Annotated in this window: 19 protein-coding genes; 14 read left to right on the forward strand and 5 right to left on the reverse strand. The window is 56.4% G+C overall.

Going from position 1 to position 19816, the window contains the following annotated elements; translation table 11 throughout:
* The first annotated feature begins 78 nt into the window (after positions 1 to 78).
* The 4 genes from ACT3TY_RS00750 (at position 79) to madM (ending at position 4323) form a co-directional block, all read left to right on the forward strand.
* Positions 79 to 1416 carry a malonyl-CoA decarboxylase gene (locus ACT3TY_RS00750; protein ID WP_441677358.1) on the forward strand — a complete coding sequence of 446 codons (1338 nt, stop codon included), beginning with the start codon at positions 79 to 81 and terminating at the stop codon, positions 1414 to 1416.
* A 35-nt stretch (positions 1417 to 1451) separates the two neighbouring features.
* Entirely contained in the window at positions 1452 to 2987 is a 1536-nt protein-coding gene (locus tag ACT3TY_RS00755; protein ID WP_444627098.1) for a malonate--CoA ligase, read from the forward strand.
* 88 nt (positions 2988 to 3075) lie between these two features.
* The gene (gene madL, locus ACT3TY_RS00760) at positions 3076 to 3546 is read left to right on the forward strand and encodes a malonate transporter subunit MadL (RefSeq protein WP_087110906.1); all 471 of its coding nucleotides are present in this window, start codon (positions 3076 to 3078) and stop codon (positions 3544 to 3546) included.
* Positions 3547 to 3561: 15 nt separating this feature from the next.
* Positions 3562 to 4323 (forward strand): malonate transporter subunit MadM, encoded by a 762-nt coding sequence (madM, locus tag ACT3TY_RS00765; protein ID WP_172117866.1) that lies wholly within the window; start codon positions 3562 to 3564, stop codon positions 4321 to 4323.
* A gap of 8 nt (positions 4324 to 4331) precedes the next feature.
* On the opposite strand, the gene ACT3TY_RS00770 is transcribed toward madM, so the two are convergent.
* From ACT3TY_RS00770 to ACT3TY_RS00785, 4 genes are all read right to left on the reverse strand, one after another.
* On the reverse strand, positions 4332 to 6029 hold the full coding sequence (locus tag ACT3TY_RS00770; protein ID WP_444621586.1) for an ABC transporter permease: 1698 nt from the start codon (positions 6027 to 6029) through the stop codon (positions 4332 to 4334).
* Entirely contained in the window at positions 6029 to 7012 is a 984-nt protein-coding gene (locus tag ACT3TY_RS00775; protein WP_444627099.1) for an ABC transporter substrate-binding protein, read from the reverse strand. The genes ACT3TY_RS00770 and ACT3TY_RS00775 overlap by 1 nt, the downstream gene beginning before the upstream one ends.
* A gap of 29 nt (positions 7013 to 7041) precedes the next feature.
* Positions 7042 to 8133: an ABC transporter ATP-binding protein gene (locus tag ACT3TY_RS00780; protein ID WP_444627100.1), complete on the reverse strand. Its 1092-nt coding sequence runs from the start codon at positions 8131 to 8133 to the stop codon at positions 7042 to 7044.
* 74 nt (positions 8134 to 8207) lie between these two features.
* Positions 8208 to 9095 (reverse strand): LysR family transcriptional regulator ArgP, encoded by an 888-nt coding sequence (locus ACT3TY_RS00785; protein ID WP_441677345.1) that lies wholly within the window; start codon positions 9093 to 9095, stop codon positions 8208 to 8210.
* Positions 9096 to 9213: 118 nt separating this feature from the next.
* Here ACT3TY_RS00785 and ACT3TY_RS00790 point away from each other — a divergent pair, with 118 nt between their 5' ends.
* From ACT3TY_RS00790 to ACT3TY_RS00830, 9 genes are all read left to right on the forward strand, one after another.
* Complete coding sequence (locus tag ACT3TY_RS00790) at positions 9214 to 9816, forward strand: LysE/ArgO family amino acid transporter (protein ID WP_441677344.1); 603 nt, start codon at positions 9214 to 9216, stop codon at positions 9814 to 9816.
* 202 nt (positions 9817 to 10018) lie between these two features.
* Positions 10019 to 10510 carry a YciE/YciF ferroxidase family protein gene (locus tag ACT3TY_RS00795; protein ID WP_444627101.1) on the forward strand — a complete coding sequence of 164 codons (492 nt, stop codon included), beginning with the start codon at positions 10019 to 10021 and terminating at the stop codon, positions 10508 to 10510.
* Positions 10511 to 10814: 304 nt separating this feature from the next.
* Positions 10815 to 10970 (forward strand): hemin uptake protein HemP, encoded by a 156-nt coding sequence (gene hemP / locus ACT3TY_RS00800; RefSeq protein WP_253927028.1) that lies wholly within the window; start codon positions 10815 to 10817, stop codon positions 10968 to 10970.
* A gap of 121 nt (positions 10971 to 11091) precedes the next feature.
* Positions 11092 to 13086, forward strand: coding sequence for a TonB-dependent receptor domain-containing protein (locus ACT3TY_RS00805; protein ID WP_444627102.1), 1995 nt, complete (start codon positions 11092 to 11094; stop codon positions 13084 to 13086).
* Between the two features lie 32 nt (positions 13087 to 13118).
* Positions 13119 to 14171 (forward strand): ChuX/HutX family heme-like substrate-binding protein, encoded by a 1053-nt coding sequence (locus ACT3TY_RS00810; RefSeq protein WP_444627103.1) that lies wholly within the window; start codon positions 13119 to 13121, stop codon positions 14169 to 14171.
* The gene (locus ACT3TY_RS00815; protein ID WP_444627104.1) at positions 14168 to 15037 is read left to right on the forward strand and encodes a heme/hemin ABC transporter substrate-binding protein; all 870 of its coding nucleotides are present in this window, start codon (positions 14168 to 14170) and stop codon (positions 15035 to 15037) included. Before ACT3TY_RS00810 ends, ACT3TY_RS00815 begins: the two co-directional genes overlap by 4 nt.
* Positions 15037 to 16071 (forward strand): FecCD family ABC transporter permease, encoded by a 1035-nt coding sequence (locus ACT3TY_RS00820; protein ID WP_444627105.1) that lies wholly within the window; start codon positions 15037 to 15039, stop codon positions 16069 to 16071. Before ACT3TY_RS00815 ends, ACT3TY_RS00820 begins: the two co-directional genes overlap by 1 nt.
* On the forward strand, positions 16065 to 16826 hold the full coding sequence (locus tag ACT3TY_RS00825) for an ATP-binding cassette domain-containing protein (RefSeq protein WP_444627106.1): 762 nt from the start codon (positions 16065 to 16067) through the stop codon (positions 16824 to 16826). Before ACT3TY_RS00820 ends, ACT3TY_RS00825 begins: the two co-directional genes overlap by 7 nt.
* A 142-nt stretch (positions 16827 to 16968) precedes the next feature.
* Positions 16969 to 17397 (forward strand): YbaN family protein, encoded by a 429-nt coding sequence (locus ACT3TY_RS00830; protein WP_444627107.1) that lies wholly within the window; start codon positions 16969 to 16971, stop codon positions 17395 to 17397.
* Between the two features lie 59 nt (positions 17398 to 17456).
* Here ACT3TY_RS00830 and ACT3TY_RS00835 read toward each other — a convergent pair whose 3' ends face one another.
* Positions 17457 to 18131 (reverse strand): GntR family transcriptional regulator, encoded by a 675-nt coding sequence (locus tag ACT3TY_RS00835; protein ID WP_444627108.1) that lies wholly within the window; start codon positions 18129 to 18131, stop codon positions 17457 to 17459.
* 284 nt (positions 18132 to 18415) lie between these two features.
* Here ACT3TY_RS00835 and ACT3TY_RS00840 point away from each other — a divergent pair, with 284 nt between their 5' ends.
* On the forward strand, positions 18416 to 19810 hold the full coding sequence (locus ACT3TY_RS00840) for an NAD(P)H-dependent oxidoreductase (RefSeq protein WP_444627109.1): 1395 nt from the start codon (positions 18416 to 18418) through the stop codon (positions 19808 to 19810).
* Positions 19811 to 19816: the final 6 nt, after the last annotated feature.

A 19816-nucleotide genomic window follows, 5' to 3' on the forward strand; every position in this document is an offset into this window, starting at 1 on the left:
TAATAAATTTCTCTACGCCGTCAAGCGTGCCCTGCCAAGGGACCGCCCATCCAGAGGTCGATGTGCATGAATGTGAACATGACGTTTCTTCAAGGGCTACTCTCCAATATCAGTACGCGTACACGTCTCTTGGGTAACGCGTCTAACACCGCACAAAGCAGTGGTGCGCACCTGCAAGCTCTCTCATCAGCCTGTGCAACGCTGATGGAGCGTGGAGGTGAAGCCTCCCAGATAATGACCGCCCAGCGTGCGCTCACTCATTATCAGCAGTTGGCGCCTGAAGAGAGACTGGCGTTCTTTTCGCTACTGGCCAGCGACTATGCCGCTGAGCCTAGCGCCATCCATAGCGCCTATAAAGCGTACTGTGCGTCGGAGGATAACGCCGCGCTGGAACAACTGTTTAACGCTTGTGAACCGCGTCGTCAGGATTTATTGCGCCGTTTGAACCTTTGCCCAGGCGGCACCTTCGAGCTGGTCAAGATGCGTGCCGACCTGCTCAAGCAATTGCGTCATACCCCAGAGCTTGCCGCGCTCAACAGCGACTTCTCGCATCTGTTTAATTCCTGGTTTAACCGGGGGTTTCTGGTGCTGGAAAGCATCGACTGGAATACGCCCGCCGCCGTGTTGGAAAAGCTCATTCAATACGAGGCGGTGCATGCCATCAGCGACTGGCGCGACCTGCGCCGCCGCCTTGATCCAGATGACCGTCGCTGTTACGCCTTTTTCCACCCGGCCACCGGCGACGAGCCGCTTATTTTTGTGGAAGTGGCGCTTTGTAAAGGTATCCCCGACAACGTTCAGCGTATTTTGGAACATGGCGAAGAAGTGCCGCTGGAGGTAGCCGACACTGCGGTGTTCTACAGCATCAGCAACTGTCAGGCAGGACTTAAAGGGGTGTCGTTCGGCAACTTTTTGATCAAGCAAGTCGTACAGGAGCTTAGCCGCGAGCTGCCGCAGTTGAAGAACTTTGTCACGCTTTCGCCGGTACCCGGTTTCGCCGACTGGCTCGCCGAGCAGCGTGCCTCGCAGTCACTGGTACTGTCAGAGACGCTAAGCACCTTTTTACAGGACCATGAAGCAACCGAGCTGCCCGCCGCCGCGCATAAAGAGTTCATGCGCTTGGCCGCCTATTACTTAACCGAGGCCAAGCACCGTAGTGGCCAACCGCTCAATCCGGTCGCGCGTTTTCATTTAGGCAATGGTGCCAGCCTTCATCGGCTGAATTGGCTGGGTGACACCTCATCCAAAGGGCTGCAACAGGCCCACGGCCTGATGGTTAACTACCTCTATCAGTTGGAGCGTATTGAGCAAAACCACGAAGCCTATACCCGCAACCATAGCGTGGTATGTGCCAATGACATTCGCCGTTTAGCCAATCAGGCAGGCCAGTATTTCAACAGTGAAGCGAACGCCTAACGGCGAGCGCTTTGGATAATAAAAAGGACCCTTTCATGAACCACAATCTTTATCTCAAGTTCTATCCGCATTTTGAACGTCAGCCCAATAAGGTGCTGATGGATACGCTCAACGGCAAGCGCTACCGGTACAGCGATGTTCTCGCTACCAGTCGAAGAATGGCCAGCACCCTGCTTGAGCTGGGCGTTTCACCGGGCGACCGAGTGGCCGTACAGGTCGACAAAAGCCCTGAAATCGTAATGCTGTATCTTGCCTGCCTTCAGGTCGGCGCGGTGTATTTGCCACTGAACACCGCCTATACCGACAGCGAAATCGCTTATTTTCTGGAAGATGCCGAGCCACACGTTTATGTTTGCCGCCCAGAGGTGCTGCAACATGCCCGCGCTATCGCCAGCGGCGTTGCCCATGTAGAAAGCCTGGGCACCAACGCCGACGGCAGCCTGATGGAGAAGGTCGACAAGGCCTCCGAAACCGAGCAGGTGTGCGAGGTATCGGCCGACGACCTGGCGGCCATCCTGTACACCTCGGGGACCACCGGGCGCTCCAAGGGCGCCATGCTAAGCCACCAGAACCTGGCCTCCAATAGCCAAGCGTTGAGCGAGGCGTGGCACTATTCCGAGCACGACCACCTGATTCATGCCCTACCGATTTTCCATACCCATGGGCTTTTTGTAGCGTGCAACATTACGCTAATCAACGGCGCGTCAATGACGTTCCTACCCAAGCTGGACGTGGATGAGCTGCTTGACCTGATGCCCCATGCCAGCGTGCTCATGGGCGTACCCACTTTCTATACCCGCCTGCTCGCTTCGCCGCGTTTAAACCGCGATATCGTTGCCAATATGCGCCTGTTTATTTCGGGCTCGGCGCCGCTGCTGGCGGAAACCCATGAAGCGTTTGCAGCACGTACCGGCCACGCCATTCTTGAGCGTTACGGCATGACCGAAACCAACATGAACACCTCCAACCCCTACAATGGCAAGCGGCGGCCAGGCACCGTGGGCAAGCCCTTGCCAGGCGTAGAAGTACGGATTGCCGACCGCGAAAGTGGCGCCGCACTTGCCCAAGGGGAAACCGGCATGGTCGAGCTACGCGGGCCTAACATTTTTCAGGGCTATTGGCGCATGCCCGAAAAGACCAAGGCGGAGTTTCGTGATGACGGCTTTTTCATTACCGGCGATTTAGGCCTGATGGATGACCAGGGCTACCTGAATATCGTGGGCCGCGATAAGGACCTGGTGATCTCCGGCGGCTACAACGTCTACCCGAAAGAGATTGAGCAGTTGATTGATGACCTGCCCGGCGTGATGGAGTCGGCCGTTATTGGTGTGCCGCATAGCGACCTTGGCGAAGGGGTCGTCGCCGTGGTGGTCCCCAGTGCTTCAGACGCCGTTAGCGAAGCACTGGTACTGGCCGCGCTGAAGGACCAGGTAGCACGCTACAAACAGCCCAAGCGGGTTTTCTTTGCCGACGCGCTTCCACGCAACGTTATGGGCAAAGTGCAGAAGAATCAGTTGCGCGCCACCTACGTTGATACCTTTAAAAAGGAGCACACCGCCGCTAACGCCTGATGCTGTACCCGCGCCGCAGGGGAAGGGCCAGGCCCTGACTGCGGTTAAAGAAAGCTTCATACAACAACGATAAAACAGGAAGAGTGCCATGGTGATTTACGGAGTAGCCCTGCTCGCAGGGTGTATGTTGGTTGGCCTATGGGCAGGTGATGTGCTGGGCATGCTGCTGGGCGTCAATTCCAACGTAGGCGGCGTCGGCATTGCCATGCTGATGCTGATTTTTCTGGGCGGCTACCTGATGGACAAGGGAAAAATGCCCAGCGGTACCGAAAGCGGCATCACCTTCTGGAACGGCATGTATATCCCCATTGTGGTGGCCATGGCGGCGAGTCAAGATGTTGCCGCTGCCTTTGATGGTGGGATGATCGCGCTCCTGGCAAGCCTGGTGGCCGTTGCCGCAAGCTTTGCATTGGTGCCCTTCCTCACTCGTCTCGGTCATCCGAAATCCTCATCCACGACAGCGGTTGCGTCTGCTTCAAGCGCCAGTAAGGCCAGTAAGTCTCGGGTCAAAACCTCTTCATCTTCTCCGGCGTCTGCGCGCACGCGCACGGCCCGCTAACCTGAGGCTATCGTTATGATTGAATCGTTCGTCACTCAGCTCGAAAAACAGCACCTAATCGCCGCCTTTGCGCTGGTAGGCGGTGCAATGTATATCTCTTATCTGGTCAGCGACAAGCTGACCAAGGGCCGCGTTCACGGCTCAGCCATTGCGATTATGGTGGGCCTCGCGCTCGCTTATTTTGGCGGCGTTCATACCGGCGGTAGCCGTGGGCTTGCCGATATCAGCCTGTTTGCAGGGCTTGGGCTAATGGGTGGCGGGATGCTGCGCGACCTGGCCATCATCGCCACAGCTTACGGGGTGCGCTTTCAGGAAATTCGTGCAGCGGGAATCAGCGGTATCATCGCGCTGTTTTTGGGCGTCATTGTGTCCTTCGTGGCGGGTGTGGCCGTGGCTTACGCATTTGGCTATCGGGACCCGGTCTCGCTCACCACCATTGGTGCCGGTACCGTCACCTACATTGTTGGCCCCATTGCCGGCGCCTCCATTGGCGCCTCTTCCGACATTATTGCGCTTTCGATTGCAGCAGGCCTTTTCAAATCGATTCTGGTGATGGTGCTGACCCCCATCGCTGCCCGCCATATCGGTCTGGACAACCCGCGCTCTGCGATGATCTTCGGTGGCTTGATGGGCACCACTAGTGGCGTGGCGGCAGGCCTTGCTGCCACCGACCCGAAACTGGTGCCTTATGGTGCCATGACGGCCACTTTCTATACCGGGCTGGGCGCACTGCTTGCCCCTTCAGTGCTGTACCTTGCTGTGCGCGCCGTTTTTTAAAGGCGTATCTAGCTGGCGATGGGCAACCGTTTGCGGCTGAAGGCCGTTAGCCCGACCAATAGTGCCGTGGTGGTAAAAATCGCCACGGCGCTCATCGCCATTCCCACTCCCGGTGAGCCCTGCTCGAATTGTCCAAATACGAATGTCGATACGGTGCTCATGCCTGCCGGCGCCACCATCAGTGATGCCACCAGCTCTCTAGAAGCGATGGCAAACACCAGCAGCATGGATACCAGAAGACTCGGCGCCAGCGCCGGCAGCAAGATACGCCGAAACGTCGTGACAAACCCGGCACCACACACTCTGGCAGCCGCTTCCAGGCTCTCCCCCATCTGCCGGAAAGTCGCACTGGCATAGCGCACAGGGTAAGGAAGCAGCAGACACGCATACGCCAGCAGCAGCATCGCCCCGGTGTTGTACACCTGAATGGGCCAATGGCTCTGGTTCCACGCCAGAATCAAACCTACTGCGACAACGACCCCAGGCAGGGTGTTGGGCAGCAACGACAGTAAATCGAGCAGCCCTTTGCCACGTACTTGAGCGCGCACCACCATATAGCCAACCAGGGCTCCCAATACGCCTGTGAGCAAAGCGGCGCCAACGGCCAGGCTCAAACTTGTCCCCAATGCCTGCATGGCACCGCCACGATTGGCAAACAGCGCCTCGAAGTGGCGTAGCGACAGGTTATCCAGCGTAAGTCCGCCCGACAGCGTTCCCGTCAGCGCTGTCGCCAATACGGCCAGCAGGGGAACGGCAACCGAGATAAACGCCACGGCTGTAAAAAGCACTAAGGTCGGCCACTTCCATTTTCCAAGCTCGGCGCGCTCCCCCGTCGCTGGCTTGCCGGTCTGGCTGATAAACGAACGCCGCGTTACCAGCCAGTGCTGGACGTAGAAGGCGGCCATCGCCAGCATCACAAGCAACAGTGACAGCACGGCGGCACCGGGGATATCGATTGGCCAGTCGGAAAAGCGCTGATGAATCCCGGTCACTAAAACGTGATAGCCCGCCTGAGCGCCCAGCGTGGCTGGCGTGCCGAACTCCTCAATCGTGAGTGCAAAAACCAGCAGTAGGCTGGCCGCAATACCGGGCGTCGAGAGTGGCAGAGTGACGCGCCAAAGCGCCTGCCATTTGCCCGCGCCACAAACGCGGGCAGCCGACGCGTAACGCCCGCCCACGCTCATCATGGTGCGCGAAACGGCAAAATAGACCACGGGAAAGACGTTCAGCACCATCACGAACACAATGCCGTAGAAAGAGAACAGAAAATGGCTCGCGTCGATACCCATTAACTGCTGCGCATAGCCGCGCGGCTGAAGCGTCAACATCCAGGAAAGCGCTGCGATATACGGCGGAATCATAAACGGAATCAGAAAAATCAGATCCCAAATAGCGCCGCCCGGCACACGGGTAAGCGCCCGCAGCGCGCCAAGCGGTATGGCCAACACGGCACAGACCAAGACCACGGCAAGGCCCAGACGCAGCGTATTGCCCAGCAGTTTAAGCAGTGCAGGGTCGACAAGCGTTGGCACGAACAGTGTAAAAGCACCAGAGAGATCACCGCGCGACCATAGCGGAAAGATGGCCTGCAAAACGATATACAGTAGCGGCAAGCCCACTAATAAAAGCAGTATCAGCACCGTGAGCAACAGCACGATACCTGCCCCGTCCAAACGAGGCAGGTTGAGGGCTTTGATCGATTTCATCACCCGCCCGTCAGCCCACGAAAGCGTTCCAGAATGACGTCACGCTGCTCGTTCATTACTTCGCTATCGATATCAATCAGCGTCAGCTCATTCAGCGTCGGGCGCTGTGCTTCGATATCGCTACGCGCTGGCATCAGGTAGCTTTCAGCAACCCGCTGCTGGCCTTGATCAGAGAGCACAAAATCGATGAACTGCTCGGCCTCATGTTGCATAGCGCTGGACTCGAGAATCATCATCGGGCGCGGCGCGATAACCGTACCACTTTCGGGGAAAATGACCTCAATCGCCTCACCGCTTTCCTGTTGGGTAAGCGCAATATAGTCGACGGCGCCAAACACAACAGACTTGGCGCCCTGCAATACGGGATTAAGCGCGCGTGCATTAGGCCCGGGCACCACCATACCGTTGTCCATCAGTGCTTCCAGCAACGACCACGTTGCGTCTTCTCCCGTCGCTGTCAAAAGGCCGGCCACCAGCTCAAAAGCGGCCCCCGACTGAGCGGGATCAGGCATAGTTACCTGGTCGGCGTAAACCGGGTCAGCCAGATCAGACCAGTCGCTGGGTGGCGGCGTATCACTATTTTGGTTCCAGACCAGCGACAGCGCCGAAACGCCCTGGGCGACGTAGTCATCCGCCTGCAGGAAATCAGGCACAGTGGCCGCATTAGAAGATCGATAAGCGTGCAAGAGACCATCTTCCGAAAGCGACGTGGCGCTATCCCAAGAGGCGGAAATGACGACATCCGCCAACGGATTGGCACGCTCGGCTTCCAACCGGGCCATTACCTGGCCTGTCGTACTTTGAAACACATTCACATCGATATTGGTTTGCTCAGTAAAATCGGCCGCTAGACGTTCAATCAGCGAGTTCGGCCCTGCCGAGTAGACCGTCAACGCCTGAGCATGAGCTTGACTACCCAGACTAAAAATTGCGGCGCCCGTAAGCGACACCAGCGCAGAGCGGGAAAGCAATCGAGAAAGCATGCGACATTCCTTATAGTGGGATAAATGTGTTAGCAAAGCTCCGCAGCATGCAGAGGGGAACAGGAAAGCGCCTCGCCAGTGGGTAGCCAGGCGCGTAGTGATGCGACGTCTACCGTCAGGCCGACGGATTCCGGTGGCACCAGCGTGCCATGTACGCGCAGTTTTATATGGGTATGTTGATTAAGCGACAGCGTTAGTGCGGTGTGGTCGCCCTGAAACAGCCGACCTTTTACCTTGGCAATCACGTCAGCCTGAGTTAGCGACGTCAGTGTAAGTGCCCGGCGAGGTAGCAGAAGGCGTGCCGGGCCGGTGTAATCACGGTGAGCCATGACGCGTAACGTTTGGCCAGCAACATGAAATCCATCTGAATCGAAGTGTCCATCAAGCACCGCACCGGCATCGATAAACGCGGCAATCGAGGGGGTAGCGGGCGCTTGATAAAGCGCTTCCGGGGAGGCCACCTGTTGCAAACGCCCCGCTTGCAACACTGCCACCTCATCAGCCAGAGAAAAGGCTTCATGCTGATCGTGGGTGACAAAAACGGCCGTCAGGGCGAGCTCTTCAATCAGGGCTCGGATTTCCAGTGCCAGATTGTCGCGAAGCCCTTTATCCAGATTGGAGAGCGGCTCATCCATTAGCAAAAGCCTGGGCTTGGCCACGATGGCGCGTGCCAGCGCAACGCGCTGCTGCTGCCCGCCGGAGAGCGACCCCGGCTGGCGGTCGGCATAGTCGCCAAGGCCGACCAGCGACAACGCCCAGGCTACCTGTTCTTCGCGCGCTTTGGGGTTAACGCCTTGCATTTCCAGAGGAAACGCTACGTTTTGCGCCACGCTCATATGCGGCCAAAGTGCATAATCCTGAAAGACCATGCCGAGCTTTCGATCGTTGGGGCTCAAATGACGCTGAGGCTGAGCCACAAGCTGCCCATTCAGGGAAATATGCCCGCTATCGATGCCGGTTAGCCCAGCGATACAGCGCAGTAATGTCGTTTTACCACAGCCGGAGGGGCCTAGCAGGGCCAGCACTTTGCCGCTCGATAGGTGAAGGTCGATACCATCCAGCGCTTTTTTATCACCAAACGATTTCTGCAAACCTTCAATAGCAAGCGCAGGAATGGGCATAGAGTTAGCACCGTCATCAAAAGGAAGTACCCTAACGAAAAATGATGACAGTCGTTTGACAGCGGCAATGACCGTTAAAGCAGCACCAATGCCCCTTTTGCTTCACGACAAAGGTGCTGCGTTAACTCAGTTAGCAGGCGGCCTCCGCTGCGCCAATAGTGCCAGTAAAGAGGCACATCAATAGCACGCCCCGGCATCAGTTCCACCAGCGTGCCTTTAATCAATTCATCTCGCACTTGAAGCTCTGGCACCATCCCCCAGCCAAGCCCGCTCTCCATTAGCCGTACAAAGCCTTCGGAAGAGGGGCATAGGTGGTAATCAAACCCTCCCGTTACGCCAAGTTCCGCCAAAAACCGATGCTGTAACTGATCATCGGTTCCAAACACGATTGCCGGTGCACGGGCCAACACCTGGGCATTGATGCCTTCTGCCAAGTAGCGGTGGACAAAGGCCGGGCTTGCCACGGCAAGATAAGGCATGGCACCTAACGCTACGCTGTTGGCACCCGCAACCGGGCGTTCGGCAGCACAGACACATCCTGCTACTTCACCAGCACGCATGCGCTTTAGTCCTACCTCTTGGTCCTCCACTACCAGTTCCAGCAATACGTTCTGGTTGGTACAGAAATCCCCTACCGCTGATGCCCACCACGTCGCCAGGCTATCGGCGTTAATCGCCAGGCGCAGGCGTTCCGGTACGGCCTCGCTTAATACCGGCACCTGACCCTTTAAGTCGCGTTCAAGTAAGCGCACCTGCTGCACATGGTTAAGCAGTTGGCGTCCTACCTCGGTGGGCGCAGGCGGTGTGGCACGCACCAGAACGGGCTGACCAATACGCGCTTCAAGCAGCTTGATCCGCTGGGAGATAGCTGACTGCGATAACCCCAGCACCTGCGCGCCTCGCTCAAAACCACCCTGCTCTATGACGGCGGCCAACGCCGCCAATAATTTGTAATCCAGCAATCACTTTTCCTAATGAGACATCAGCATTATTCGTTTTTCTTATACAGGTAATCTCCGCACACTGACCAGCGATATTCACTGCAGTATTCATAACGCACTTCATAACAGGAAAGAGAGCATGTGGCAGAGTTACAGCAATGGCCTGCTGGTTGGGATGGGGTTAATCATGGCGATTGGCGCTCAAAATGCGTTTGTGCTTTCGCAAAGCCTGCGCCGCGAACACCATATTCCGGTCGCTCTACTATGCATTGTTTGCGATGCCGTGCTGGTGACCGCAGGCGTGTTTGGTTTGGCGAATCTGCTGGCTCAAAATCCCCTTTTATTGGCCATTGCTCGCTGGGGCGGCACTGCGTTTCTGCTTTGGTACGCAAGTCAGGCACTACGCCGTGCCTGGCGCCCTAACGGACTTGAGGCAGGCGGTACGCCCCCACGCTCTCTTGCTGCGGTCATACTGGCGACACTCGCGGTAACGCTGCTCAACCCGCATGTTTATATTGATACCGTATTGCTGATCGGCTCACTCGGTGCTCAGCAACCTATTCCCGGCGCCTATGCCATGGGGGCTGCCAGTGGCTCAGCACTCTGGTTTACTGCCTTGGCACTAGGCGCTGCCTGGCTGGCGCCTTGGCTATCACGCCCCTTTACCTGGCGGCTAATCGATATTGGGGTTGCGATGATGATGTTGACGATTGCTGTCCAACTGATGACAGAAGGGTTGTAGCCCATCCATAGTATGAGAGCTTTAAACTTTTAACGTAGATTAATACTACTTTCTAAAATAAAAAATTTAACCACGCGCCAACTAATTTTCAATTTAAAGCTTAACTTTTATAAACACTTGAGTTCCTAAATCCCTGCTAGCTTTAAATGGCTTCCGTCTTTCATTACGGATAATGCTTTATTAACCGAGAAGGAGCCGACTGATGGTTATTAAAAATGCCAAGGAACTCTTCATTCATCTGCTTTCCGATACGAACAGTGCTGAAAAGCAGATAACTAAGGCGCTGCCCAAGATGGCCCGCGCAGCTGACGACCCTCAATTAGCCGACGCTTTCAAACACCACCTTGAAGAAACCCAAGGCCAGTTGGAGCGGCTTGAGAAAGTCGCGGATAGCCTGCCGGATATCCGTATCAAGCGAATCAAGTGCCACGCGATGGAAGGCTTGATTGAAGAAGGCCAGGAACTCATTGAAGCCACCGAGAAAGGCCCTGTACGAGATGCAGGCTTAATTGGCGCAGCGCAAAAAGTAGAGCATTACGAGATTGCGACGTATGGCACTCTTTGCGCCCTTGCCGAGCAATTAGGCTATACAGACGCTAAAAACATCCTGGCCGAAACGCTGAAAGAAGAGAAATCGACAGATGACAAGCTAAGCAAACTGGCAGAAGCCAACGTTAACAAAAAAGCGGGTTAACGACTGCTTGGCAAACGGGTCTCAATAGCTGGCTCACACCCATTATTACGACTATCAGGTATTATTCGTAGCAGGGGGAGCCAGCTATTAACGGAACTGCCCTGATGCTATTGATCGTCTATTGTGGGCGTATTACGTCGTAACGGCTCGCTCACATTCTCTCCTCACGATTCCCATTTTGATCTCTGCCTGCCCTGGTTTGGCCTTAGCCAACCGATATCCGATGCTTGAGTTAACGCAAACAGGCTGATATCTTATCGATAATAACTATCATTAGCATAGGGAATTTCATCTCATGTGCGGCATGGAAAAAAGTACCTCGCGGGAGAAAACACCGCCACCACGTGAAGTGGAAAGTCGAGAGTTACTGGGGTCAGAAGGTCAATTGGTGATTCATCACGAAAACCGGCGCTATCTGCTACGTTTTACCAAAAGCGGAAAACTTATTTTAACGGCTTAACAACTGACCGTTACGACCCCTTAGCATTTGCTATTAATACGTCCCAAGCTTAATGCCAGCCAGGTAGCCGACGCACCCAGCCAGCACCTATTACCTTCTTATTGTTGGAATGGTCTGGCCCATGAAACGCGCTTACTCGCTTTGCCCGCTTTATCTTACGTTTTGCCCTCTATTGGTAGCACCTGCCTTGGCGCAACCAGAGATTGAGCCTCACTCCTTTGATCCTGTCGCTGTCACCGGTACACGAGTGCCCACGGATCTTTCCCGTGCCCCACTCATCATCGATATTATTGAGCGTGATGATGCAGTGTTGGCCACCGCGAGCCGAGTGGAAGACGTACTAAGCCGTCAGCCTGGCCTACACGTTGCAGGACAAGGGCGCCGCAACGGCCAAACGCTGAGCCTGCGTGGCTTTGGCCGCGAGGGCGTACTGGTCCGCCTGGATGGTGTTCGGCAAGATATTTCCACGGGTCATATCGGTAACTTTTTCCTTGATCCCGCCTTGATTCAACATGTCCAGATTGCCCGCGGAGCGCTCTCTAGCCTTTACGGTAGTAACGCGATGGGCGGTGTGGTTAGTTTTAACAGCGTAGATGCCGAGGACCTACTTGCGCCCGACGAGGAAAGCGGTGTACGGCTTTCTGTCGGTGGCGCAAGCGCCAGTGACGAGTTACGTGGCAGCCTTACCGCTTTTGGTCGTCGTGATACGTCAAATGGCCGCGTCGATGGTCTTCTCTCAATAGGCCGTAGCAAGTCCGGTGATATTCGTCGCGCCGGTGGCGAGATGGCCGATGAAGATGCCTCGCTCAACAGCCTGTTGCTAAAAGGTGGCTGGCAGCCAGATGACGATCAGCGGGTATTTGTTAGCTGGCAACATTACGACGAGCACACCACCCAACCCGCTAATCCGCAACAGCGTTCTACAGATGCCAGCAACCCACTGCGCGACCGCGACGTTCAGAGCAACAATGTGCAGCTCGGCCACCGCTGGCAGCCAGGTGCGGCTACCGAGATCACCTCACGACTCACCTTTAGCCAGCAAGATATTGATGAGCCAAGGGCCAGCCGCACTCTGGAGCGTGCGGGGCTGCAAAGCGACGGCTATCACCGAATGGAGCATGGCTGGCTTTCTCAAACGCTGGTATTTGGTGCTGAACTGGAGCAGGCCCGCCAACGTCCTGAAGGCGATGCGAATGGTTTCCCACGTGCCAACATTGATACGCAAGCAGCCTACCTGGATACAACGCTCACCGCCGGCCGTTACCTGACGGAGGGCGGCGCGGGAGCATTCGACATTGGATTAGGCGCCCGCTATGACCGTTACGATGCCACCGGCCAAGGCGAGGCCAACAGCGTACATGACCAGATTTCCCCACGTTTTCGCGTTGCCTGGCGGCCCGACGACGCATTGATGCTATTTACCGGATACGCCGAGGCTTTCCGCGCCCCGAGCCTTTCTGAGCTATATGTTAATGAACGCCACTTTGCGGGGTTCTGTGCCGGGCCGTTCTTCTGTACGCCCGACAACTATTGGATACCCAACCCGGATCTTGTCCCTGAAACCAGCCACACCTGGGAGAGCGGCGTGGTTTGGCATCAGGGAGATTGGCAAGTGCGTGCCAGCTACTTTGATACCCGTGCCAATGACTTTATCGATACTCAGGTCGATATTATGGCAGGCACCACTCAAGCCGTGAACGTTCAACGCGCCCAGCTGTGGGGCTATGATGCCCGCGTTTTCTGGCAGCCCAGCGCTTTTTCTTTCCTTACCAGTTTTGCAGGCCTTTCCGAGGTCTCCGGCAAAGACCGCGACACCGGCGCGCCGCTGGGCAATCAAACGCCGCTGGAAGCGACCTTAGGCAGTGATATTGCACTGTACAACGGTAATGTTCACCTAGGCTGGCAAGGTCGGTTTGCCCGTGATTTCGACAAACAGGGCGATGACGAGCGCTTGCCAGGCTACGGGCTACACGATGTACACCTGGCCTGGCGCCTTACCCCCGCCATTGATACCTCGCTACGCCTGGCCAACTTGGGCGATAAAGTGTGGTACCGCCCCGATGGCAGCTTAGGCGATGGGCGCAGCCTGTTCGCTACCCTCAACTGGCAGTGGTAATGCCACACCATGCACCCGATGGAGGTGAGCTCATGACGCAATCCCAACAGATCGCTATTCTGGAAGCCTTTGATGCTGCGCGGGCGGCCCAGCCGCGCCTGCCCGCCATCGACATTGCCGAGCGTCTGGCTATTAGCGAAGGCGAGTTACAGGCGGCTCGCCTGGGGCGTGATGTATGGACACTGCCCCTGCCACCCAGTGAGATCGCAAGCTATCTGCCCACGCTTGGCCGCGTAAAATCACTGACCCGCTCGCGCCTGGCCGTCCTTGAACAAACCGGGGGCTATCCTGAATTGCGCGGCGGGGCCCAAACGGGACTACTGCTCGACCCCGGCGGTTTGGATCTTCGCTTGCTGTATTCCCACTGGCACTGGGTGTGCTTGATTCGCGATGCCATGCCTTCACAAGATGGCTCAAAGGAGTGGCGCTGGAGCCTGCAAATATTTAACCAGCATGGCTGCGCCGTGCACAAATGCTTTGCGCTGGAAACACCGCTTCCCAGCGCCTGGGACGCGTTAGCAGCACTCGGCACCCAGGACACTCCGGCATTCACTCAGAGTGCACCACGCCTTAAACGCCCGCTTCCCAACGCCCCCGACCTTGCGGGCGAATGGGGAGCGATGCAGGACGTGCATCAATTCTTCGCTCTGCTGCAGCGCCATCGCCTGGAGCGTATTGAGGCCAACCAGCTGATGGAGGGCCACTACACCCGGGCGCTACCGGCTAACATACTGGAAAACCTGTTTCATCAGGCAAGCCAACACGCCTTGCCGCTCATGCTGTTTGTCGCCAGCCCCGGCTGCGTACAAATCCGCACGGGCACGCTGCCCACGCCCCAGCGCGCACGGAGTTGGCTGAATCTGTTTGGCGATAGCTTTACCCTGCACTTGGACGACACCGCCATTGATCAGGTGTGGCAAGTGTCTAAACCCAATCGTGACGGAGGCGTCACCAGCATTGAAGCGTTTGACGCACAAGGCGCATTAGTCCTGCAAATATACGCCGAGCGCCGAGAGGGCAATCCCGAATCCAGCGCCTGGCGGCAGCTATTGAATGAGCTTAATCAGCGTGAGGCCGTGGCATGAAGCAGCCTGTTCGACTGCTCTCCGGCGTTTTGCTTGCGCTGTTTTTCAGCCTGGAAACGAGCGCCAGCGAACGCTGGGTTGTGCTGGGTGGCGATATTGCTGAAACGCTTTCAGCCTTGAAGGCTGACATCAATCTGGTCGCCCGCGACGATACCGTTCTTTATCCTGAGCCCCTGACAGCGCTGCCCTCTGTGGGTTATTTGCGCCAGCTCTCGGCCGAAAGCGTACTGTCGGTTCAGCCTGACCGCATCCTTGCCAATCAGCATGCCGGCCCTAAAGAAGTGCTTGAACAGTTGAACGCTGTCGGCGTTACGCTGGATGTGGTTAGCGCACCCGCTACGCTAGCGGCCATTGCTGAAAAGGTTCGCGCGGTGGGTAGCTACACTGACCGGCGTGAACAAGCCAACGCTTTAGCGCAAACCTTGACTGACAAGCTTGAATACCTGGCCGATTTGCCCCCCTTACCTTCAACCCGGGCGATGTTTATTCTCCAGCATAGCGGCTTAACGCCGCGCGCTGCCGGAAGCCAAACCGCGGCGCATACGGCGCTTGAAGCCGTCGGGCTGGAAAACGCCTTTACAGCAATGGAGGGCTACCACAGCGTTGGCGCCGAGGCGTTGGTGCGCGAGGCACCTGAGCTGATCATTATGTCAGCGCGCGGTTTAGAGGCTATGGGTGGCCCAGAAGCCTTGTGGCAATTACCCGGTATGGCACTTACTCCGGCAGGCCAAGCGCAGCGGTTAATCGTTATCGATGATCAGGCACTGCTGGGCTTTGGGCCACGGGCGCCCGACCTGCTGTTAGCCTTACGCCAGGATGTTGAAGCGCTGCTCAACGCCTCGCCCACAGCACTGGCTGCGCCGTAATGGTCAGCTTAACGGCTTATCGTCAGCGTACGATGCGACCGATGGGGCGCGCTCCACGAGTCCTTATCGGCTTAACGCTTGCGCTGTTACTTGCCTTGGCGTGGGGCGCGGCGTCGGGCGCATTAGGGCTCTCCCCATGGGCACTGCTAAACGGCAATGCCGATACGCTCAGCACACAGGTTTGGTGGCAGCTGCGCTTACCGCGCTTGCTGCTGGGGGCTGTCGTAGGCGCCATGCTTGCGGGCAGCGGCGCTGCCATGCAGGGGCTATTTCGTAATCCCTTGGCCGACCCAACGCTGCTCGGCCTTGCCAGCGGTGCCGGGCTATTTGTGGCGCTATGGATCGTTATTTTTCAGGATAGCGCCGTCAACAGCCTTTACGGCCAGTTTGCTGCTGGCTTTTTGGGCGCGCTGAGCGTATGTGTCATCGTGTTTGGCTTGGCCAAACGTCAGGGTGGGAGTGCCGCCGTTATGACCCTGCTGCTAGCGGGCCTGGCGATTAACACTCTGGCCGGCGCTGCGGGTGGCGTCCTTGCGTTTATCGCCAGCGATGAACAGCTGCGCCAACTGAGCCTGTGGGGCATGGGCACGCTAACCCATGCCTTATGGCGAACCACCGCTATCGCCTTGGTACTGATTAGCCTGGCACTGTGGATGCTAATGCGCAGTGCCAGCGAGCTTGACCTGCTTCAGCTAGGCGAAACCACGGCCCATGCGGCGGGGCTGGACGCCAACCGCCTCAAACGCCGCATTGTCGTGGCCACCTCACTTGGCGTCGGGCTGTGCGTAGCGCTCACCGGTGTCATTGGCTTTCTTGGCCTGCTGGTTCCCCACTGCCTACGGCTTTGGCTAGGGCCCGGACACAGGTTACTCCTGCCTGCCTCAATGCTGGGCGGGGCGCTGCTGTTAGTGGTCGCCGATACCCTGGCACGTACGCTAGGTGCACCTGCCGAGATCCCGGTCGGGCTGCTAACAAGCCTTTTGGGCGGGCCCTACTTCCTGTATCTGCTTATGCGCCGGAGCCCGTCATGCTGACTCTGCATCAAGCGGGGTTCACCTCGATTCCCGCACTAGCGCCTATCGATGGCGGGATCCACCCGGGCGAACTGCTCGCGATTGTAGGGCCTAATGGTGCGGGCAAGAGCACGCTGCTCAGCATGCTGTCAGGCTATCGCCGCTGCGAACAGGGCACCGTACAGCTAGATGGTCGCTTGCTTGATGAGTGGGAGATCACCGCGCTCGCCAGCCGACGTGCGCTTGTCGCTCAGCAGGAGCCTGTCGGGTTCGATTGGCGAGTGGAAGAATTGGTGTTTCTGGGGAGCAACCCCGATAAGGTACTCATCGCCGAACTGCTCGATGACCTGGACCTCGTCCCGCTCGCCAAGCGCAGCGTACTCTCGCTTTCGGGCGGCGAGCGCCAGCGAGTGATGATCGCCCGCGGCGCCTGCCAACTGCTCTCGCGGCGCTCAGACGCTGCCAAGGATGGCGGCCTGCTTCTGCTGGATGAACCCACCAGCGCTTTGGATATCGGCCAGCAGCAGCGGCTAATGCGTCAACTACGCACCTGGGCCACACGGCATCATATGGCCATCGTATGCGTCCTACATGACCTGAACCTGGCCGGCACTTACGCCGACTGCGTTTGGTTACTGCAAAAGGGACAGCGTATAGCGCATGGTAAACCACATGACGTTCTCGTCCCCGCCAGCATTGCTGATGTGTACGAGGCAGAACTCCAGGCACTCACGAGCCAGACGACCTCTACCCCGCTACTGGCACTAATGCGTTAATGTGTTAATGCGTTAATGCGCGCTTAAAGAGCGTTAACCCGTTCTTAATACGGCGTAGTATGCTTAGCGTATCCGCCTATTAGTGGGTCATCGCCTGACCTGGCGCATCGCCAAGCCCTGTTATCCATGAGAAGCTGGATAAATGAACGAGAAACCACCCGTAAGCTCACCGCCAAAGCGCCCATCAAAAGAACCCCTAACGCTAGTACGCGCCTTATGGGTAGGCCTTGCTGCGCTGAGTTTTGGGATTGGTGTTATCGGTATCTTCCTGCCCTTGCTGCCCACGACCGAGTTTATGCTGGGAGCCGTTTACTGCGCTTCCAAAGGCTCACCACGCTTTGAAGCGTGGATCCGTTCGCGGCGTTATGTTGGGCCTTTGATTAAAAACTGGGAGACCGAGCGCGCTATTCCGCGGCGCGCCAAAATCATTGCAGTCGGCATGATCAGCGCCAGCGCCCTGTTTATCTTGCTGCACCTGGGCAGTGGCTGGCTACGTTGGGTCATTATCGCACTGCTGATTGGGGTGGCGGCTTGGCTTATCACCCGGCCAGAACCCGCCACTCGGGATTAGTGCTTTCTGTCCACAGGACAGCTTGATCGGCCAACAGCCGTTCATTTATACAAACCGGCTTATGATGCCTCGCCGTTAACCGGCTCCCCATTAGCATATTTGATCCACGTTTTACCCAGATGATTGCGCAGTTCATCGCCGACGCGTGCGGCGTCGCGGGCCTCCAAGGCCGCCATGATGGCCTCGTGCTCCTCCATGGCTTTCGCCCATTTATCGGTCTTTTGATTGGACAGATAGCGCACCCGATAAAGCTGCCGACTGAGGTTGGCGTGTATATCAACTAGGGTCGCGTTCCCCGAAAGCGCCACGATCCGGTTGTGGATATCTTGATTAAGCCGAAAGTAGTTCTGCCGATCCCTTCTTAAGAACGAAGCTTTCATTTCGTAATGCAGCGCCTGTAACTCAGCAATATCTTCGTCGCTAGCCCTGACACACGCCAGTTGCGCGGCTGACTGCTCAAGGACGCTTAATACATAGGCCTTTTCTTTCATATCCGCAGCGCTGACATCCGCAACCACAGCCCCGCGGTTGGGGGAAATCACCACTAAACCTTCTGTCGCAAGAATCTTGAGCGCCTCGCGTAGCGGCGTACGCGACACTTGTAACTCAACTGCCAGCGTGCGCTCGGGTAACCGCTGTCCCGGTTGGAAATGATCCATGACGATATGTTCGCGCAAATAATGCGCGACTTTTTCAACAAGCCCGGCGTTATGGGTTGGAGCGATATCTTCCATGGAGTTGTTCACTTTGATTAGCGTCTATTAATAATGGCATACCAAAAAACTCTTTTCAAATAATTACATATAAAAAACACTCCCTAAAAAACACTTAAACCCTTGATTTAAAGAAAAAACAAATCTACCAACGACTAAAGTATCATCCCTCTAGCGTTGACCTCTCTAATGGTATACCACTAAATTTCACATCTATATATTACGCCTACGTTGAAAAAAAGAAGCATCTATAAGTTCATGGCCACTGTAAAAATACTTTTGCCAAACATGGAATGCCATTATTTATGAATTACTTACAACACTTTCATACGACCAAAGTAGTTGAAGTCTGTATCGCGGGCGCTGGTGATTTTGGTCGTGGCGTATTGCGTCAAGCCCGCCAGATGCCAGGATTGTCAGCGCGTATTGCGATCGACATCAATCCTGAAAAGGCGGCTGAAGCCTTTCGCCACGCGGGTTTTCCCAGCACAAAAATAATGGTATGCCATTCCACGAGCGATGCCGAAGACGCTTGGCAGAAAGGCTTTTTCATTGCCACGGCTTCTTTCGATACGGTCGCGGCACTTCCGTTCGATATTCTGGTTGAGTCTACCGGCATTCCTGATGTCGGCGCCCATTATGCAGAAGCGGCCTTACTGGCGGGTAAGCATGTCGGTATTGCCACCAAGGAAACCGAGTCGGTTGTCGGACCCTACCTGACTCGCCTGGCCGAAGACCAAGGACGCCTTTTCACGCCGCTGGATGGCGACCAGCCAAGCCTGCTGATTGGCCTTGTCACATGGGCCAAAACGCTGGGGTTTGAGATCATTTCTGCTGGCAAGAGCAGCGAATACGACTTTATCTGGGATGAAGCGCAAGGCACCGTGACCTGTAATGGCACCCAGTACGATGCCACTGAAATTGCCGCCCTCTGGAAGCTTGACGATAGCGATGCACGCGCCACAGTCAAATCCCGCGGCGAGGCCTTGTCAGCTATTCCGCAGATTTCCGTGCCTGACCTGTGTGAGATGGTCAATGTTGCCAACGCTACAGGCCTACAGCCAGATCTGCCTGAATTTCATGCCATGGTGCTCAGAACCATAGAAGTGCCCACACTTCTGGATACCCAAGCAGAAGGCGGTGTTCTAAAAGGTAATGAGCGCCTTGAAGTCTTTAACTGCCTGCGCCGCCCAGATGAGCTGAGCTTTGCTGGCGGTGTGTTTGTAGTGGTGCGCTGTGAAGACCCGCATGTCTGGACACTGCTACGCGATAAAGGTCACGTACTAAGCCGCAGCGGCAATAGCGCCATGGTATATCTGCCACGCCATTTGCTGGGCCTGGAAGCGCCCATCTCGCTGCTGGATGTGGTACTCAACGGCTTAACGTCCGGTGGCGGCCATGCCACCACCCCTAAATTCGACCTGACTGCGCGCGCCACCCAAGCGATCAAGGCGGGCCAGCGGCTCGAGATGAAGGGCCATCATCGGCACATCGAAGGGCTGCGTCCGGAGATTCACCCCGCTGCGGCGCTTTCAGATGACGCCAAAGTCCCTTTTTATCTGTTACCAGGCGCCGAAGTTATTCGCGATATCGCACCTAACCAACCCATTACTTTAGCCGATGTCACGTTACCACCTTCTCGACTACATAAGCTGCGACTTAAACAGGACAAGCTGTTTTATACAGGCGACAGCCAGTAACTAACG

This window comes from Halomonas sp. AOP22-C1-8, from assembly GCF_052378905.1.
GTDB classification, from domain to species: domain Bacteria; phylum Pseudomonadota; class Gammaproteobacteria; order Pseudomonadales; family Halomonadaceae; genus Vreelandella; species Vreelandella citrativorans.

Excerpts from the sequence above, each read along its gene's own strand:
- ACT3TY_RS00750 (WP_441677358.1), top strand. The coding sequence starts at position 79 with ATGACGTTTCTTCAAGGGCTACTCTCCAATATCAGTACGCGTACACGT.
- ACT3TY_RS00755 (WP_444627098.1), top strand. The coding sequence starts at position 1,452 with ATGAACCACAATCTTTATCTCAAGTTCTATCCGCATTTTGAACGTCAG.
- madL (WP_087110906.1), top strand. The coding sequence starts at position 3,076 with ATGGTGATTTACGGAGTAGCCCTGCTCGCAGGGTGTATGTTGGTTGGC.
- madM (WP_172117866.1), top strand. The coding sequence starts at position 3,562 with ATGATTGAATCGTTCGTCACTCAGCTCGAAAAACAGCACCTAATCGCC.
- ACT3TY_RS00770 (WP_444621586.1), bottom strand. The coding sequence starts at position 6,029 with ATGAAATCGATCAAAGCCCTCAACCTGCCTCGTTTGGACGGGGCAGGT.
- ACT3TY_RS00775 (WP_444627099.1), bottom strand. The coding sequence starts at position 7,012 with ATGCTTTCTCGATTGCTTTCCCGCTCTGCGCTGGTGTCGCTTACGGGC.
- ACT3TY_RS00780 (WP_444627100.1), bottom strand. The coding sequence starts at position 8,133 with ATGCCCATTCCTGCGCTTGCTATTGAAGGTTTGCAGAAATCGTTTGGT.
- ACT3TY_RS00790 (WP_441677344.1), top strand. The coding sequence starts at position 9,214 with ATGTGGCAGAGTTACAGCAATGGCCTGCTGGTTGGGATGGGGTTAATC.
- ACT3TY_RS00795 (WP_444627101.1), top strand. The coding sequence starts at position 10,019 with ATGGTTATTAAAAATGCCAAGGAACTCTTCATTCATCTGCTTTCCGAT.
- hemP (WP_253927028.1), top strand. The coding sequence starts at position 10,815 with ATGGAAAAAAGTACCTCGCGGGAGAAAACACCGCCACCACGTGAAGTG.
- ACT3TY_RS00805 (WP_444627102.1), top strand. The coding sequence starts at position 11,092 with ATGAAACGCGCTTACTCGCTTTGCCCGCTTTATCTTACGTTTTGCCCT.
- ACT3TY_RS00810 (WP_444627103.1), top strand. The coding sequence starts at position 13,119 with ATGACGCAATCCCAACAGATCGCTATTCTGGAAGCCTTTGATGCTGCG.
- ACT3TY_RS00815 (WP_444627104.1), top strand. The coding sequence starts at position 14,168 with ATGAAGCAGCCTGTTCGACTGCTCTCCGGCGTTTTGCTTGCGCTGTTT.
- ACT3TY_RS00820 (WP_444627105.1), top strand. The coding sequence starts at position 15,037 with ATGGTCAGCTTAACGGCTTATCGTCAGCGTACGATGCGACCGATGGGG.
- ACT3TY_RS00825 (WP_444627106.1), top strand. The coding sequence starts at position 16,065 with ATGCTGACTCTGCATCAAGCGGGGTTCACCTCGATTCCCGCACTAGCG.
- ACT3TY_RS00830 (WP_444627107.1), top strand. The coding sequence starts at position 16,969 with ATGAACGAGAAACCACCCGTAAGCTCACCGCCAAAGCGCCCATCAAAA.
- ACT3TY_RS00835 (WP_444627108.1), bottom strand. The coding sequence starts at position 18,131 with ATGGAAGATATCGCTCCAACCCATAACGCCGGGCTTGTTGAAAAAGTC.
- ACT3TY_RS00840 (WP_444627109.1), top strand. The coding sequence starts at position 18,416 with ATGAATTACTTACAACACTTTCATACGACCAAAGTAGTTGAAGTCTGT.